The sequence below is a fragment of the Streptomyces sp. NPDC026515 genome (genome assembly GCF_055567595.1).
Genome location: NZ_JBVHQD010000003.1, coordinates 473,789 through 490,247, shown reverse-complemented (window position 1 = coordinate 490,247; position 16,459 = coordinate 473,789). Strand labels below are relative to the sequence as shown.

The following is a 16,459-nucleotide window of genomic DNA, read 5'->3' as shown; positions in this document are numbered from 1 at the left end:
TCCCGATCGGCGCGTCTCGGACCGCAGGCGCCGCTGTCAGCCGAGGTGCCGGGTGAAGAACCGTAGTGTGCTGTCCAGTTCGAACGCCGGGATCTCCCCGTGCTTGCCGGGGTTGGCGTGCAGGGTCTTCTCGGCCGAGGCCAAGGCGTCGAACAGCGCCAAGCTCTGGGCCCGCGGCACCCGCTCGTCGTTCCACTGCAGCAGGAACTCCACCGGGACGGTGATCCGGGCGGCAGCCTCCGCCGCTGCCAACACCCCACCCAAGCCCAGTACCGCAGCGCGGGCACGGGGTTCGGCGGCTACGAACGGAACACCGAGTCCGCAACCCAACGACACCCCCCAATAGCCGACCGGCCCGGCACCGACATACTCCAGATCCTGGACCGCGTCCAGCACCGCCTGCCATTCCGGGACGGTCTGGCGAGCCACGAGCGCCTGGAAACCGGCGATCAGCGGAGCCAACTCTTCACCGGCCTCCACGCGAGCCTGGTTCTCGGTCGCGATCCGGTCGTACTCCTCATCCGTTGGCCGGTCGCCGTGGCCAGGCACGTCGACCGCCACCACCGCGAAATCGCACTCCGCCACGAAGCGCCGCGCACGGCCCAGGATGCCGGGAGCCTTCTTGTGCTGGCCGCCGCCGTGCCCCATCAGGATGAGGGGACGAGGCCCGGCGGCAGCTGTTGGCGTCCATAGCACGCCGGGAATCTCACCAAGGGTAAAGAGCTGTTCGCAGACGCCGTCGGACGACGTCTCAGAGGTGAAGCGCATAGCGTTTCAAGCCTTTCGGGATGCCTTCTGCGGGCACTCCCTAGGCCATACGAGAGAGGGAGCCCCGACCTGTCACAGCGTTGATCGGTCTCACCTCCTCAGTTCGCAGCAGCGCCCAGCGACGGAGAACCTACCACGGAAGGCTCATCCACTATGTGCAAGGTCATCACCAGGGCGAGGTTGCTTGATGTGGCACTACTGAACTCGAATAGGTGATGCGCTTTGCGGCCGGCGGTGAGGGCGGTTGCTCATCGCGGCTCTCCGAGGTGAAGGCGTCGCGGCGAAGCGAGGGTCACGGGCAGAGGCAGGCCCAGCCGCTCGGCTGCGCGGCGCCGGACACCCAGCTGAGCTCGGGTCCGGGGCCGGAAGGAGGGGAGCCGCGAGCAGCCGCAGCGATGGCGGCGATCGTAGGTCAGCCCCTCCGCGAGCACGGTAGCGACGACGGACCGCGCCTCGAGAGTGTCGTTAGTGGGCACGGGGGCGGCGATGGCACCGGTCTGCTGCTGCCACCAGTCTGTGTGGTCGTCCTCGCCGTTAAAAAGGTGGTGGAGGTGCAGGCAGTAGGCGGCCCTTTGGCCGGCCCGGCGGCGTACTGCCACCAGAACGGGCGCGTCGGCGGTGTCGGTGCGAGAGTGGGTGCGCGGTGCCGTCAAGGACGGCATGCCAGCAGTTGGGTCGGGGCATCGAGCCGCGGCATGTCGAGGGGATGCGCCCGAAGCTGAAGCGGCTGGTAGAGCGCGGAATCCGAGAACGCTCATCACGAGGACGCCACCGGCTCTGCTGCGTCCGCGGCGTCGAGGGCATCGTCGCCGGACTGGTCGGGCAACTCGGCTGGGCCGCCGAAGGAGCCGGGGGCGCGGTGCGGGCCGGTGATCGAGCCGACGGGGAAGGGGGCCCGTGCCGTTGCCCGGCAGTGCTCTTGCCCCGTTCCCGTAACTCGTCCAAGGTAAGACGCTGTGCAGCGGCCTAATGGTTCCGACCATCACACCACGCCTCGGACGCCCAGCAGTTCCGATGTTTCCGCCGGTTCGACTTTCACAGGGATGGAGGGCGTACGTGTCGGCGCCGGCTTGTCGTTCGACCGCCGTGTCGTGGTCCTGGTAGAGATCGCCGACGATCCCAACGAGATCGCCCTGGCCGAGGAGTTGTTCACCGCCAACGGGTGGCCGGTGCGTCCCGCGGAGGAAGCCGAGCGGGTCGGCTGCCCACCCGAGCGTACGGCTCGGGTGGTGGAGGTGCGGCTGCCCGGGGCGCGTGACGGCGCGATCGAACGGGCGCTGGGCCACGTCGACCGGCTGGCGGTGGTCGCGTCACTGAAGATGTGGGCGCGCGACGCGGTCCTCCTGGAGCACGAACCGGAGCCGTACACCGCGTGGCGCGTGCGTGCCACCTCCGGGGCCGTGCATCCCGGCAGGGTCATCCGGGCCGCCGAACCTCGTGGTCGCGCGGGTGCGCTGGCCGATCTGCGGGCCAGGGTTCTGGCCCGTCACTCCGACGACTCGTCGCGCGTCACGCTCGACCCCGCCCTTGCCTCCGTCGATGTCCGGGCCAACGTGATTCTCGTGAACATCGGCAACGGTGTGGCTTTCTTGGCTGCCGCGCTGGCCGTGGAGGCCCACGGCAGCTGGCGGTTCTCCGGGTGGTTCGTCACCATCCTGTTCGGCGTGGCGTGGATGGTGGCGGGCATATGGGCCGCCATGCGCGGCTCTCCCACCCGAAGGACCGTCATCTGGGCTCTGCCGCTCGCGTCCCCGATTCTGTTACCGCTCGTCACCTGGATCGGCACCCTTGTCCAGGAACGGTACATCGCTACGTTCGGAATCCCTTCGGACTCGGTGCACACCGGGGCGACCGACCGCCTGTGGGCAGGAGCGCTGCCGATGCTGGGCATCGTGGGCTGCAGCGCCTTCGGCGTCGCGGCGGCAGGCTGGAACCGGCGGGTCCACGCACATCCGACCGGCCCGGACGTGAGCAGAATCGCCTCGGCTGCCGGCATCGGGCTGCTGATAGGCGTATTCGTAGTGTTCCTGCCGTTCTTCGCCACCGCCCACCCCACAGCGGCCCTGGACGCCGAGGGCAGCGTCGGCCGCTACCAGCAGCCCTCCTCCTACTACGGTCTTCGCCCCACCCTCGTCTGCGTCAAGCCGATGAAGGCCGTTGCCCACCCCGAACTCGGTCTTCAGGGTGCCGCCTACGGCGGAACTGTCCCGCTCACCTGGCCGGTGCTGACTTTCGGCCCCGACGGCGACCGCATCTGGCTCTGGGACCCCCACACGCGGAATGCGCTGAATATGGACCTCGCCGACGCCACTTTCATTCCCTTCGATGACGATTACTCGGACAACCACACCTGTCCCTGAGCACGCGCGAAATGAGGCCCACTTCTCAGGTGAGGCGGTCCCTCTGCATCCGGAAGCGGCTGGCTTCGCCAGCCACTACGACTTCGACGTGCCGACAGCTTGCTGGCGACAGCGCTGACGGCGAGGAGACGGACGGATGCGGCACTCGGCAGACCGAGCTGAAGGGGTTCGCACGACCCCTCCGGGATCGTGTTCACCGTGCTCGCTGCGATGTCCGGCATGGAACGCGAGTACATCCGCGACCGCACCCTCGAAGGCCACGAGTCCGCCCGCAAGCGCGGCAACACCAATCTTTGAGTCGCGCGGAGTGGGGTCGGCCGCGGGTCGGTGCGCTCGCCTATCCGGGACGGCGAGGTTGTGCATGCGGGCAATGCCGAGCATGGCGTGGTGGACCCCGTCGCCTTTGAGGCGGCAGTCTCGGAGGATCTTCCAGGTCTTCATCCGGGCGAAGACGTGCTCGACACGGGCGCGGATCTGCTGGTGGAATTGTTGTGCGCCTTCTTCCAGTCGGGCAGGTCTTCGCCCTCGCGCCGGCGATGGGACATGACGAGTCCCGTGCCCGGATAGCCGCCGTCGGCGATCGTGAATATCCTGCCGACGGCGGCTTTGGCGCCGGATTCCTCCCACGTCTTGTAGCCGTTCCCCGGCAGCGGTTGGCCGACCTCGACGACGAGTCGGGTGTCGGCGTTGATGACGACCTGTTCTTCGACTGCTCGGCAACGGTGTGATCGGGAGTGGGCACCAACGTGCCGGTCACGATGAGCACGGTCTCCTTGGCGAACCGCTTGCGGGGCTGGAGCGCGAGCAGCGGCCCGAGGTGGTCGATGATCCGGTCCGCCGCCGACTTGGACACCCCGAACACTGGGGCGAGCCGGCGCATCGTCAGGTTGGTGCGTCAGTACGCCACGCCCAGCAGTTTCCGGTCCGCCAGGAGCAGGACCAACGGCCGACCTTTGCGGACGGCGTCCGCACCCTCACGCCGCAGCCTGGTCACCAGCTTCCCGAAGGCACGCGCGCTCAGCCCGGTGAACGGGGCCTTCCAGGACGGCTCCGACACCGTGACCACACCAACCACGCCGGGATCATCGCACCGCAGCCTGCCCCGCCGGCAGGCCTCCTCGCCTCAACGGAACTCGTGGACCACCTCGATCTCGCCGACGATGTGGGCGTTGAGGTCGTCCAGCTCCTCGGCCGGAACCCAGAGCTCGAGGATCGTCTGCCCACCGGCCTGCTGGATGGGATACCGGCTCAAGAACTCCGACTCGACCTCAAAACGAGTGACGAAGCCGGCGCCATCGTGCTTCACGTTCCAGTCCCGCGCGATCCTGACCGCGTAGTCCTCGTTGAGGACCGGGTAGAAGATCGGCTGCTCGGGCAGCCGGGGCGGCCAGGCACGCCAGTTCAGCTCCCGAACCAGATCCAGCTCCCTGGGGCCGGTGGGGCGCCACAGGGTCGTCGTTGCTTGCCGGCTGGTCATCTGCATCGCTCTCTGGACGTAGGCCGCTGGTGCGGCAGGTAGAAAGAGCGAACGATACCGGCGCCGCGAACTCATCAGCCACGCAGTTTCCGCACCATGACCAGCAGTTACGGGACCGCCCTTGTAGGGTGTTGCACAAGGCCGCTTTCGGGCAGGTCAAAGCTGTGATCGCGGTCTTCTGGTCATGATGCGAGGGCCGGGTTGTGCATGTGGGCGACGGCCTGGACCGCGTGTTGGAGGCCGTCACCGCGCTGCCTGCGGTCGCGGAGGACCTTGTAGTTCTTCATGCGGCCGATCACGTGCTCCATCCGCGCACGCACCTTGCGGTGGGGAGCGTTGTCGTCCTCCTCCCCCGGCAGCAGGGGCCGGTGAGGGCGTTTGTGGTGCGGCACGGCCGTCCCGCAGTTCGGGTAGGCGCCGTCGCCCAGGACGGTCACGCCCGGCAGTGTTCACCCAGCCCGGAGGCGGGCCAGGCGTGCGCGTCCGCGGCCGTGCCCGGCACCGGTCGGGCGACGGCGATCACAAGACGGGTGTCCGCGTCTACGATGACCTGTACGTTCGCCGAGAACCGGTAGTCGCGTGGCGATGAGCCGATGTTCCGGTCACGCACCGGGACCAGGGTGCCATCCACGATCCACAACCGGTCCGCCGCATCAGCGGTACGAGAGACAGGCTCAAGCTCCAGCAACGGACCAAGCCGCTGGATGACCCGGCAGACCGTGGAAGAGGAGACACCGAACCACACGCCCAGCTGCCGCATGGTCAGGTTCGTGCGGCAGTGCACCGCGACCAACGGGCCGGCTGCACTCTCCTTCGCTTCAGGCGGGCCAGCAGGTTGTGCGGCCGCCCCGGACAGTGCAGGACACCATGCCGTAGGGTCGCGCGCGTGACAGGCGGAAAAGGTGAAGTGCGTTTTTGGTGGGCGGAGTTGCGCGGGCCGGACGGGGCCGAACTCCCGCCGAACGTGCGGGAACGAATAGCGTGGTACGAGTGGCATAAGCGGCGACAGCGGTTCGGCCACTATCTTTCGGAGGCCGTGCTGCTGCTGTTGTCCGCGTCCATACCAGCGTGTGCGGCAGCGGGTGCCTCCGTCACAGTGACAGGAATTCTCGGTGCGCTGGTGGTGGTCTCGGCCGGACTCCGGCAGCTGTTTCGGTGGGGCGAGAACTGGGTTCGGGTGAGTTCCGTGCTGACAGCTCTCCAGGGCGAGCTCGTCAACTGGAGCTGCGGGTCGCCCCCGTACAACGGCGCGGACTCCCTGGCCGTGCTGGCGTCGAGAACCGAGGAGCTGGTGCGCTCAGAGGCAGGCGAATGGGCGGAGACGCGGTCCTCCGTGCCCCAATCCCCTGTCGCTGGACCTCCGACATCAGCAGGGTAGGTGCAGCGGCCGACGTACTTCAGGGGATCCAGACTTCCGAAAGGGCCGTGTCGGGAGAGGCACAGCCTTCTCGGGGCTTCTTCGGTACTCAAGCCTCAGCGGCCCAGATGACAACGAGGAGTGCCGGCGGTGTTGGAGACCTACCTGTCCTGGTACCGGGAGATACGGATGGACGAGTCCGAGTTCCGCTCGGTCACCGACCACTTGGCCCAGTCCGGGCTGACCCTCGAGCACCCGACGCTGGGCTGCGGAATGCTGTTGGACGTCGTGGGGGAACAGGTGAAGCTGCCTGCCGGGCGCATCCTGGAACTTGTCGGTCTGTCGGTCGGGCCGCTCTGCATGCAGTTCTGGCTGTCGGCTGACACGGACGTGGTGTGCGATGTCCGGTACGTGGCGCCGGACACCCAGGTCCTTACCTTCGTGCTCGGCGGGCTGACCGAGAGCGAGCGTGAGCAGGCCACCGAAGCGGTTCAGCGGCTGATCCAGCGGGAGTTGGACAGGACTCTCGCGCTGCTCGTCGATCCGGGCGGCGAAACAGCTGACGAGGACGGCGACGCGCTTGTCCTGTACGGCCGACTGCCGAGGGGCCCGCGCCCGGACCGGGTGCAGTTCCGGACGGACCGGCTCAGTACCGTCCCGGCTGTTCTTGCTGGAGCAGAGGTGACGGATCTCGGCAACGGGCTGAGTGCAGTCCGGTGGCCGTGATCATCTGGCTGGTTCACGGAGCCGGAGGACGAGGGTTGTGAGGTGGAGTCCGGACCAGTACCGGGCAGCGAGTCTGCCGACCGTGTCGCGAGGGCGCGGAACTGCTTGAGCGGGCTGAAACAGCGTTCGCCGACGTCGCGGGCTTGGCAGAGATCACGGTCGAAGGCTGGCGGCCTGCCGTCGCCCCGGCCGCGCCGCACACGGTGGGCCTTCTGGTCGGCCCTCTCCGGCATCACCGCCCGGATGCCCCGACGCCGCAGCGTCCCGCGGACCGCCCGTGACGAGTACGCCCTGCCGGCGGGCGGCCGCGTCGGGCCTGCGGCGCGGCCGTCCGACGCCGATCCTGGGTACTCGCTGTGCGTCCAGGATCGCATCGTAGGCGGTGGAGCCGTCGACGCTGCCCGGCGTGACGAGGATGGCCTGAGGCAGGCCGCGGCCGTCACAGGCCACGTGAACCTTCGTGGTCAGCCCGCCGCGGGACCGGGCGAGCGCCCGGTCAGCTGCCGCACCTGCTGGATCGTCCAGTTCGTCCCCCGCCGGTGCCCCTTTTTACGGGCGCCGGCAGCATGCTGGTGAGCACGGTTGGCCGTGGAGTCGACCCGCACGGTCCACTCCGCCGCTCCGGCCAAGCGGAGGGTCGGGATCGGTGGGGTTGCGGACCGAAAGGCTGGCGGGTCTCGTTCCTAGCGGCCGGCCATCGGCGTGGCCGTTGGGTGCCACTCGCGGCGGAGAAGGCCAAAAACCCAGGAGTCGGAGACGTCGCCGTTGACGACGCAGTCCTCGCGGAGGGTGCCTTCACGGACAAAGCCGAGCTTCTCCAGGACCCGGGCGAACGCCACGTTGCGGGTGTCGGTCTCGGCCTGGACGCGGTTCAGATCCAGGGTGTCGAACGCCCACCGCAGGACGGTGTACGCGGTCTCCGTGGCGTAGCCGTGGCGCCACGCGGCTGCATCGAAGACGTAGCCGAGGGAGGCGCTGCGGAAGTCAGGGTTCCAGTCGGTCAGGCCGCACCAGCCGATGAACGCGCCGTCGCAGACGCGGTCGACGGCCACCCGTGCTCCCGTGCCTTCCTCCTCGATCGTCCGGCAGGTCACGATGAAGCGCCGGGCGCGGGCCGGTTCGGTCCACGGCGGGGAGTCCCAGTAACGCAGCACGTGGGCGCTGCTGTGCAGCGCGTAGAGCGGCGCCGCGTCTGCGTCGGTGAAAGGCCGCAGTCGCAGGCGGGCAGTGCGCAGCTCGGGGGTGGGCAATGCCATGCGGAGCATCCTGCAGCGTCATGCTCGCCCCCGTCCATCCGTTTTCCCGGACGGTCGGGCGCGTACAGCTCGGCGAGTCGGGGCGCCTTCGTAAAGCGGCCGGTGTGGTAAGTGCCGGCGACTGCGCCGGAGCGCGAGCGGCAGGGTGAACCTGGCGATGTGTGACAGCGCGGGCAGGGATGCCGCTCGACCTCGTCAGCATCGGACACGGGTGCGATTCGAGGCTCCATCATGACTCCGGAGGCTGTCACGAACATTTCCCAGAACGGGCCGCAACCCACTCTTGAGTGAGGACGAGTTGTGACAGTGAATCCGACTTCCGGCCTGCTTTCGCCGACCTTTGTTGATCTTGCTCCGGGAAAGGGTTGTTTGCTGGAACCGTGCGGCTGCTCGAACCTCGTGGTCGCCATGCGTACCCTGAGGCTTATGACACAGTTGATCGACCCCGCTGCGACTGACGCCGCAGTGAACGCGTTTTACCAGACGATATCCCGGCTCGTGGAGCTCTCTCCCGGCATGCATCAGCGGCAGGGTGCCGCCGGCACGAGAGTGGTGTTCACCGGTCTGCCCATCCCCAGCCTCAATCTGGTCTGTGTGGGAACGGAACCAGATCTGGACGAAGTGGATGCCTTCGCCAAAGAGCTCTCCACAACGGATGTCCCGTGGAGCATCCAGTTGCGCACAGATGCCGATCCCGCACTGCTCGACCTGGCTGCCCGCTACGGCAGGACCTCATCCAGCACACATCCCCTTCTCGTGTGGGACGCAGACCTGCTGCCTTCGCTTCCCGCATCCGTCCCGCACGGCGCTGCGGTGCGTGAAGTCTCAGGAAACGAGTACGAGGTGTTCGCCTCAGCTCTGGCGAACGGGTTCGACATGCCGAAGGACGTAGCGGACGTTTTCGCCCTGCCCGCTCTGCTGGACGCCCCCGACATGACAGCGTTCGTACTGGAGGTCAACGGCGAGGCGGTCGCCACCGGCTTCAACATCGTGGCTGGCGACCAGGTAGGGATGTACAACGGTTCGGTTCCGCCGCAGCATCGGCGCAACGGGTACTACCGCGCTCTCGTCACTGCGAGATTGAGGCACGCGGTACGCTCCGGAGCCCGTTTTGCCTTCACCCAGAACACTCCGATGTCGCGACCGCTCTACGAATCGCTTGGGTTCCGCCTCGCTGAGACATGGACCTACCTCACTTCAGAGTCATGAAATCAAGCCCTTCCGAGGGCGCGGACATCAAGCCAGGTGCCTGCGGGGACCAGGCCGCAGCGGCCGCAAGTCCCGGAGTGCAGGCGGCGAAACCTGTCGGCCCGTCGCGTGGACCGGACTGGGCACAACAGGCCGCGCCCCGCAGAGGCGAACAGCGTCCGCTCAACGCCGCGGAGACGACGAAACCCCCACTCGCCCCCGCAGGGTCATCCGCGTAGGACCCAACTACCCGTCACGCTGCAAGGAACTGGACGAACCCTGTCCAGCGGTGCCGCCCCTGAACGTCACTCGCCCGCACACCACCTCAGACACACACGCGACCGTCCCACTCCCCGCACAGTCCTTCCAGCGCATGAACTGGCGTGGAGAACCCGGCATGGTCATCTCCCGCCACGGTCAAGACATCCCGACTACCATGGCGCTTCGCGACATCGTCGGCTCTGTCGTCGTCGACCATCTGTACACCAGCGACCACGCGCCGGAACCGCCCGAGTCCCGTTCACCGCGCAACCGGACGGCCACTCGATCCTTCTGATGGGCCCGACGCCGGGTAACGCCCGACCAACTCCCCATGGACGGTCGAGGCCTGACTCTGACGGCCCCACTGGGCGGCCGGCCGGTCCAGATGGCCAACACCTCCGACCTGTGTTTCGACGTCGCCACCCTCATCGGAACCCGAACGGCTCGCGATCATGTTCAGCGAAAGGTTCCTCAGCCTGTCCATGTCGCCCGTGAGGCCACCGAGACAGTGTGGCCGGCGAACCGCTCTCAGCGGCAGCCACTCGACCGCAAGACCAACGAGTACGCCGGTTTCCTGTTCGCCTACTGGGCCCGCGATGTCGCCAAGCACTACACCAATACGGCGATCATCCCGATACTCTGCGGCAAGGCCGGCGTCCCCACCGCGGATGTCCGCCGCAACATCACCGGCCACCGGGCCCGGTCCACCACCGCCAGCCAGCTCTGCAACGCACAGGAGCCGATGACGCTCTTCGAGCTGCAGGAACGGCTCGGCCACCGCACTCCTGAGGCGACCACCCCCTACGCGAAACTCACCCCCGAACACCCTGACCAGGCCTACAACGACGCCGGATGCCTCGCCCGAGACATGCGCACCGTCGAGGTCATCGACGACCGCGCCGCGGCCGACGACGGCCAGGCCGCCCTGGACCAACTCCTCGAACGGCGCGCCGGCATCCCCACCCCTGCCGGACCAACGCCGCGCCGGCTCGGCGCCCCGGCCACCGCATCGCTGGCACCAATGATCAAGGTGAGAGGCGGCGGGCCCGGCTCGTGATCATGTGGTTCCGGGGGTGGATTCCGCCCCCGGAACGAGGTATCCGATCCGTGTCAGATCCTCAGCAAGGTCAACGAGCTCAACGTCCGGATTCAACGCCGATACGACACTCTGAGTGAGAGGCCGCAGCGCGTAGACGTGACGGATGGCCTCGATGTCCGTAGTGACCTCGAAGTACTCCTCCGCGAACTGCTGATAGGCCTCGGGACGGCCATCCAACAAGACATCAAACAGCCACTCCGAGCTGCCGCCGTCGCCCACGCTCGCAGGCAAGGCCTCGATGGCTCCAGCCCTCCATTCGAAGTCCGTCTGTCCACGCCAAAAGCACACGGTCACCCGCGGTATCCCGTCGTGCCCGCTGAACGCCGGCTCCCGGACGTTGTGGGCGAACGCCTCCGGCACTCCGTCGAAAAGTCCAGGCCACGGAACGGGAGGCGTGACCCGATACGGGCTCATCGGCGACTCGTGATCGAAGCCGCGCGCATACACACCCGCCCGCGAGAAGACGATCGAGTAGTCATTGCCACACCCGTCTCGCATGGAGGCCATCTCCTCGGCCGGCGACCACCGCGAATCGAACGAGTAGAACCTGGACTCCCAGTCCGGGCTCATGATGGCGTCGAGGACGGCCATGGCACGAGAGCGGTCGCGAACGATCGAGATCTCCGGCAGCCGGCGGATGACTTCGTAGACAGACACAGCCGTATCCAAGCTGATCCCACTGACAGCGCCTACGCCGCCTGCTTGACATCGCGGATTCCACAGAAAGTGCGGGAAGCCGTGCGGGAGACAGCGCCACTGCACCCCCGGCCCGGTCCCCATACAAAATCGCGTCCACAATGTCGCCCAGATCGTGTTCGGGCGGCCGCCCAAGTCCAGGGCCCTCCCCCGACGCTCGAAGCACCAGACCGAGAGCACCGGCCCGATCAACTCCCAGCGGGCATCAGACAGATCACTCGGATACGGACGTCGCGTCGGCACGCCTCCGGCGTATCGCCGCGGATCGAGTGCGCCCAGGCGCACCGCGACGGCAACAGAAGCACTCGGCCACGAAGGACCGCACGTCCTGTGATGAAACAGGAACAGGCCAACCTCAAGCCCCACCGGTTACCGCGCCCAGCCCACAGCCCCCGTCGGCACCCGGAAGTGAAAACGCCCTCTGCCGCGGCCCGCTCGGGCAGGCTGTTGATGCGGTCGGCGATGTGAGCGCGCCCCCCCTGCGGGACACGCCCCGCTGGACCAGCCGGGCGGGGGGCGGCGACCAGTTGGCTCCTCAGAGGCTGTTGCGGCGAGTGGGGGTCGGTCCCCACCCCCCTCCCGCACCGCCCGCGACAAACCCTCGAACTGCTTCATCCGCGTCCCGTGAGCGTCTCCACCCACAACGGCTCAGCTCTCAACACTCGACGCATTCGGGAAAAATGCCCAGCTCGTGGTATTTCTGAAAGACGCTTTAGCGCTGTGATCGCGTAGGTTCGCCGGGTTGGTCAGACCGGTATAGTTGCGCTTCGAGCAGCAGGGGATGCGTTGGACGAGCCTGGCACCGGCAGCTGCCGGCCTGGAGACATGTGAATCGTTTCCCTGCTGTACACTTCACCTTTCTCATGCGTTAAATTTTATTTCCCGGGGGGGGGAATAGTGGCGACGCCACAGCAGAACATTGAGCCGTATCCAGTTCCGTCAACTCAACCCGCACCTGTGCCGCTTCCGGGCCCGCCACGCTGCCAATTCTGCGGGGGAATGCCGGCGCTGAAGACCACGGTCCGAGGGCATCAGGGCATACTGGTCGTCATGCGGCTCCTCAAGGTACGAGGGTTCTTCTGTCGCACCTGCGGCATTGCCGTGCACCGTGAGATGACCACCAAGACGCTGTGGCAGGGTTGGTGGAGCATCTTCTCTCTCGTCATCGCTCCAGTCACCCTGGTCATCAACCTTGTCGCTCGCGTCCGCTTCGGCCGAATGACGCCTCCGGCCGACGGAATACGACCTCCGCTCGACCCTGGCAAACCGGTCATACGGCGCGTCGGGGCGATTGGTGTCTTCGCGCCGTTCCTCATCGTCGGTGCTCTCGCGATAGGCGCGGAACTGGACGACAGTGCGAACACCGCGGAAGTCGGCTCGTGCATGCACATCAGCGGCACAGCAGGTGATCCTGAAGCCACTGTTGTCGACTGCGGTTCGGCCGATGCCCAGTTCAAGGTTGCTGAGCGGCACGAGGGCAGTGATGCTTACTGCGACCGCACTGTCTATTCCGAGTACGACGAGTACGGAGGCCGGAACAGCTTCACTCTGTGCCTTACTCCGCTTCCGTAGAACGTCATTTCATTTGGCGTGATCTCGAGGAAGTCTTGGGTGCTGGCCGCGCCGGCATCTTCGGCGTCGCGGACGAGCACACCTCCGCCAGCCGTCCGGTCGGGCAGTAAGAAAATGTGACGAAAGAAATCCCCGCAACTACCTGGCATTTCTCGGACCCGCCGCAGCACTGCGCTGCTACAAGCGGTTCGTCCGCGAGATGATCCTCGACCGCTCTTCCTCGGTGATCCGTCGTCTGGCCCGTCACCACAGCGGATATGGGTGGCGGGCCAGACAGGGGCTGATCACTCGTCGGTAGGCACTCCTCGATGGTCATGGACGCAGGTTTTGGAACCACGCGGACACCAACTGCGGTCCGTGTCGCACCGACCAGTGACGAACCGGCTGGTTCCTAGCGGAAGGTGACTGTCAGCGGGGTGTGGACGGAGTGGCGAGGGAGGGTGATCGTCAGTGTGTCGGTGGTGGCGTCCCAGGTGTAGGCGTGGGCGGACAGGGTGGTGCCGGCGGCCGTGACGTGGGCCGGTGCCTTCGTCCCGCGGACCGACACGGTCCAGGTGCGCTGTCGGGGCTGGCCGTGGAACGTTCCCTTGGCCGCGCCGATGGACAGCTTGTGGACTCCGCCGGACTCCTTGTAGCGGATGAAGGTGGTGGCGCTGTGGGCTTTGCCGACGGCCTTGCCGTCGTCTTCGTAGAGGCTGGTGGATCCGGAGGCCCCGGCGGCGACGGTGAGGGTGACGTCGGTCAGAGGGCTGGCATCGTCCGCGGCAACGTCGTGGGTCCGGGTGGGCACGATGCCGCCTGCCTTGACGAAGACGGGCATCGAGTCGAGACCTGTCGTGACGTCCTGGGTCGTACCGCCGGTGTAGGTCTTGCCGGTGAAGTAGTCCGTCCACTGGCCCGGCGGGAACCAGACCGAGGTGGTGGCCGACGTACCGCTGGTGGTGACGGGGGCGACCAGGACGTCGGAGCCGTAGAAGTACTCGCTGTCGGCCGTCGTGTACGCCTTCTCCTCGTCCGGGTATTCCAGGTACGTCGGGCGGACGATCGGCAGGCCGGTGCTGTTGGCCTCCTCGGCGAGCGTGTACGTGTACGGGACCAGCGCCTCACGCAGGTTGAGGAACTTGTCCGCCGACTTCCGCGCCGCCGTGCCGTACTGCCAGGGCAGCCGGTCGCTGTGGTTGCTGTGCAGCCGGTCGATCGGCTGGAAGGTGCCCAGCTGGACCCAGCGGGCGTACAGGTCGTCGGGGAGCTTGTGCGTGGTGTAGGTCTTCCCGTCGGAGGTGTAGGTCTCCGAGCCGGTCAGGCCCGTGGTGTCGTTGTGGCCGCCGATGTCGTGGGTGATGGCCGCCATGCCGGTCGCCGCCGACTCTCCCGGTGTGTACCCGACTTCGAGCTTCAGCGTGCCCCAGGTGGACGAGGTGTCGCCGGTGAAGTGGACTGTCGTGCGCTTGTCCGCCCACGGCCCTGTGGGCAGCCCCTGCTGGCCGCTGTAACCTCCGGCCTGGAGCGATCCATAGGCCCGGGAGAGGACGAATCCGCGCCCGAGACGCTGCGCGGCGGCGGACGCGTACTGCTGGTTGATCCAGGCGTCCGGGGTGACGCCGGGCAGAGTCGAACGGGCCGCGTCGCAGCACCAGTCGAGCCACCAGAAGTCGTTGCCCTGCTCGTCCATCGTGCGATGCAGGTCCATGTACGCCTTGAGCTGGTCGGGGTCGCCGAAGTCGAAGGTGTAGCAGTCGTCCCCGGCACCGGAGGCGCAACCGCCCTTCGTCAGCTTGCCCTTGGCCGTGGCCTGCGCCTGGGCGAACTGCGGGTCGGACGCGAGGATGCTGGGGTGCACGTTGAGGGTGTTGTGCAGGCCCTCGGCGGCGGACCAGTCGAAGAAACCCTTGGGGTCGGGGAACTTCGCCGGATCCATCTCCCAGCCGCTCCAGCTGTTGACGGCCTTGAAGTCCGTGTCGGTGACCAGCACGTCGAGCGGGACACCCTCGGAGCGGAACGCCGGCAGGATCGTGTTCCGGTAGTCCGCGGCGGTGCGGTCGATGTACTCCGAGTACCAGACGCCGTAGGCCCATTGAGGAAGCAACGCGGGTGGCCCGGTGAGCGTGGCCAGGTCGGCGAGACCCTGCTTGTAGTCGTGCCCGTACGCGAACAGGTAACCGTCCTGGTACGGGGCGCCGCCGTGACCGGGGCGCGGCGTCGCCTTCTCCGTGCCGCTGTCGTAGAGCGCCGAGGTCGTGTCGTCGAGCAGGTACCAGCCGTCGCGGTTGAGCAGTCCCGGCGTGGTGACGAGGGGTCCGCCGTTGCCGGTCACGCCGTCGAGTCCGCGGCGGTAGCCACCGAGGGCGATGTGCGGGGGCGGTGCGGCGCCGGTGGGCGTGGTGACCGCGAGGGTGTCCGCGTTCACGTGGCAACTCGAGGACTCGGGGCAGCCGAGCGTGATGTCGTCGGCCCCGGCCTTCAGGGTGACGGGGACGGAGGCGGTGTCCCACGTGTCCCAGTCCGCGGTGGCGGGAAGTGACAGCGTGCCGCTCGTGCCGCCCGCGGAGACCGTGGCGGTGCGTGTCCGGTGCAGGCCGTCGCCGCCGGTGCCGTTGGCGTAGCGCACGTGCAGGGTGTACTCGCCGTCGGCGGGGACTCCCACCACATGGGTGGTCAGGGACGATCCCTGGTTCAGTTCGGCGACGAAGCCGCCGCCGGCGTATCCCTTGTGGTCGGTGGCCCTGACGGCGGTGCCCCCGGTGCGGGCGGCCTCCGCCTCGCAGCTCACGGCGAACCGGCAGTCGGCCACGGCCGTGCTGGAGACGGGCGGGTACGGGTCGCCGGGGCGTACGACGGCGACGCTGTCGACGTTGACGTTCCCGGAGTCCGCGGCGGTCCGGGTGAGCGCGAGGGTGTGATGCCCGGCCGCGAGATGCAGGGGCGCGGTCGCGAGCTTCCAGGTGTCCCAGTCCGCCGTGGCCGGCAGGCTGACCGTCTGGGGGCTGCCGCCGTCCACGGTGACGGACAGCGTGCGGGTCTGCGTCTGCCCGTCGCCGCCGCGGGAGTTGGCGTACCGCAGGCCGAACTGGTAGTCCCCCGCGGTATTGACATCGATGTCAGAAGTGATGGAGCCGCCGGTGCTCTGGAATCCCGCGGCGAAGCCCGTACCCGTGTAGCCGGTGTGGTCGGCGGCCACCGAAACCCCGTCGGGCCGGAGGTTCTCCGCCTCGCACAACTGGCCCGTACCGCAGGTGAGATGCTGCCAGGGGGTGGCGGTCACCGGGGAGCCGCCCGCCGTCGCCGCGACCGAGAGGCTACCGGTGTCGAACTGGCCCGAGTCGATCCGATAGCGCAGGGTCATAGCGCTGGTCCGGATGGTCAGCCAGCCGTCGGACCTGTCGGCCGTGAAGGCGGCGGGGGCGAATGCGCCGCGCCCGATGGCGTTGAAGGTCGGAGCGTCGGTGAACTTGCCGTCACCCGCGTACTCGGTGCGGATCAGCGTCGGCGAGAGTATCTCGAAACGAGCCTCCCCGGCGGTGACGGACGGGATCCGCAGCCGGGGGTTGCCGGCCGTGCCCGTTGCGCCTTGGGCCGACGCGGCCGACGTACCAGAGAGAGTGACAACGGCGGCCGTGCCCAGAGCGGCAGCGGTCGACGTCCATCGGCGTGAGAATCCCCACCACTGTCTCGTACGAAGGGGCCTCATGAGCGACTCCG

Annotated in this window: 13 protein-coding genes and 5 pseudogenes; 7 read left to right on the top strand and 11 right to left on the bottom strand. The window is 67.7% G+C overall.

Features of this window, described 5'->3' with window-relative positions:
* Positions 1-36: 36 nt before the first annotated feature.
* The gene (locus ACZ4O3_RS08300) at positions 37-768 is read right to left on the bottom strand and encodes a dienelactone hydrolase family protein (protein ID WP_467721632.1); all 732 of its coding nucleotides are present in this window, start codon (positions 766-768) and stop codon (positions 37-39) included.
* 1,043 nt (positions 769-1,811) lie between these two features.
* On the opposite strand from ACZ4O3_RS08300, the gene ACZ4O3_RS08295 reads away from it, so the two are divergent.
* The gene (locus ACZ4O3_RS08295; protein ID WP_362719092.1) at positions 1,812-3,128 is read left to right on the top strand and encodes a hypothetical protein; all 1,317 of its coding nucleotides are present in this window, start codon (positions 1,812-1,814) and stop codon (positions 3,126-3,128) included.
* A gap of 189 nt (positions 3,129-3,317) precedes the next feature.
* The gene (locus ACZ4O3_RS08290) at positions 3,318-3,425 is read left to right on the top strand and encodes a recombinase family protein (protein ID WP_362719089.1); all 108 of its coding nucleotides are present in this window, start codon (positions 3,318-3,320) and stop codon (positions 3,423-3,425) included.
* A gap of 114 nt (positions 3,426-3,539) precedes the next feature.
* On the opposite strand, the pseudogene ACZ4O3_RS08285 reads toward ACZ4O3_RS08290, so the two are convergent.
* The 4 genes and pseudogenes from ACZ4O3_RS08285 to ACZ4O3_RS08270 form a co-directional block, all read right to left on the bottom strand.
* Positions 3,540-3,755 (bottom strand): annotated as a pseudogene (locus ACZ4O3_RS08285) (IS5/IS1182 family transposase); the annotation flags it as partial.
* 268 nt (positions 3,756-4,023) lie between these two features.
* Positions 4,024-4,203 carry a hypothetical protein gene (locus ACZ4O3_RS08280; protein WP_362719085.1) on the bottom strand — a complete coding sequence of 60 codons (180 nt, stop codon included), beginning with the start codon at positions 4,201-4,203 and terminating at the stop codon, positions 4,024-4,026.
* Positions 4,204-4,251: 48 nt separating this feature from the next.
* Positions 4,252-4,611 (bottom strand): hypothetical protein, encoded by a 360-nt coding sequence (locus tag ACZ4O3_RS08275; RefSeq protein ID WP_362719083.1) that lies wholly within the window; start codon positions 4,609-4,611, stop codon positions 4,252-4,254.
* Between the two features lie 176 nt (positions 4,612-4,787).
* Positions 4,788-5,398: pseudogene (locus ACZ4O3_RS08270) on the bottom strand (transposase family protein); the annotation flags it as partial.
* Between ACZ4O3_RS08270 and ACZ4O3_RS08265 the strand changes: the two are divergent.
* Positions 5,384-5,983 carry a DUF4231 domain-containing protein gene (locus ACZ4O3_RS08265; protein WP_467721631.1) on the top strand — a complete coding sequence of 200 codons (600 nt, stop codon included), beginning with the start codon at positions 5,384-5,386 and terminating at the stop codon, positions 5,981-5,983. The pseudogene ACZ4O3_RS08270 and the gene ACZ4O3_RS08265 overlap by 15 nt on opposite strands.
* A 168-nt stretch (positions 5,984-6,151) precedes the next feature.
* Complete coding sequence (locus ACZ4O3_RS08260; RefSeq protein WP_467721630.1) at positions 6,152-6,688, top strand: hypothetical protein; 537 nt, start codon at positions 6,152-6,154, stop codon at positions 6,686-6,688.
* Here the strand turns inward: ACZ4O3_RS08260 and ACZ4O3_RS08255 are convergent.
* The 3 genes and pseudogenes from ACZ4O3_RS08255 to ACZ4O3_RS08245 all read right to left on the bottom strand — a co-directional run.
* Positions 6,689-7,311, bottom strand: a pseudogene (locus tag ACZ4O3_RS08255) (IS5 family transposase); the annotation flags it as partial.
* Positions 7,312-7,371: 60 nt separating this feature from the next.
* A complete protein-coding gene (locus ACZ4O3_RS08250) occupies positions 7,372-7,944 on the bottom strand; it encodes a GNAT family N-acetyltransferase (protein WP_467721675.1) in 573 nt (190 codons plus the stop codon).
* Between the two features lie 77 nt (positions 7,945-8,021).
* Positions 8,022-8,174 (bottom strand): annotated as a pseudogene (locus ACZ4O3_RS08245) (zinc finger domain-containing protein); the annotation flags it as partial.
* A gap of 196 nt (positions 8,175-8,370) precedes the next feature.
* Between ACZ4O3_RS08245 and ACZ4O3_RS08240 the strand changes: the two are divergent.
* Both ACZ4O3_RS08240 and ACZ4O3_RS08235 read left to right on the top strand, forming a co-directional pair.
* Positions 8,371-9,153 carry a GNAT family N-acetyltransferase gene (locus tag ACZ4O3_RS08240; protein WP_467721629.1) on the top strand — a complete coding sequence of 261 codons (783 nt, stop codon included), beginning with the start codon at positions 8,371-8,373 and terminating at the stop codon, positions 9,151-9,153.
* A gap of 571 nt (positions 9,154-9,724) precedes the next feature.
* Positions 9,725-10,450, top strand: coding sequence for a hypothetical protein (locus tag ACZ4O3_RS08235; RefSeq protein WP_467721628.1), 726 nt, complete (start codon positions 9,725-9,727; stop codon positions 10,448-10,450).
* Here the strand turns inward: ACZ4O3_RS08235 and ACZ4O3_RS08230 are convergent, their stop codons facing one another.
* On the bottom strand, positions 10,451-11,149 hold the full coding sequence (locus ACZ4O3_RS08230) for a hypothetical protein (RefSeq protein WP_467721674.1): 699 nt from the start codon (positions 11,147-11,149) through the stop codon (positions 10,451-10,453).
* Between the two features lie 57 nt (positions 11,150-11,206).
* A pseudogene (locus tag ACZ4O3_RS08225) lies at positions 11,207-11,431 on the bottom strand (transposase); the annotation flags it as partial.
* 807 nt (positions 11,432-12,238) lie between these two features.
* On the opposite strand from ACZ4O3_RS08225, the gene ACZ4O3_RS08220 reads away from it, so the two are divergent.
* Positions 12,239-12,760 (top strand): LppU/SCO3897 family protein, encoded by a 522-nt coding sequence (locus ACZ4O3_RS08220; protein WP_362729595.1) that lies wholly within the window; start codon positions 12,239-12,241, stop codon positions 12,758-12,760.
* A gap of 391 nt (positions 12,761-13,151) precedes the next feature.
* Here the strand turns inward: ACZ4O3_RS08220 and ACZ4O3_RS08215 are convergent, their stop codons facing one another.
* Entirely contained in the window at positions 13,152-16,448 is a 3,297-nt protein-coding gene (locus ACZ4O3_RS08215; protein ID WP_467721627.1) for a TIM-barrel domain-containing protein, read from the bottom strand.
* Between the last annotated feature and the right edge of the window lie 11 nt (positions 16,449-16,459).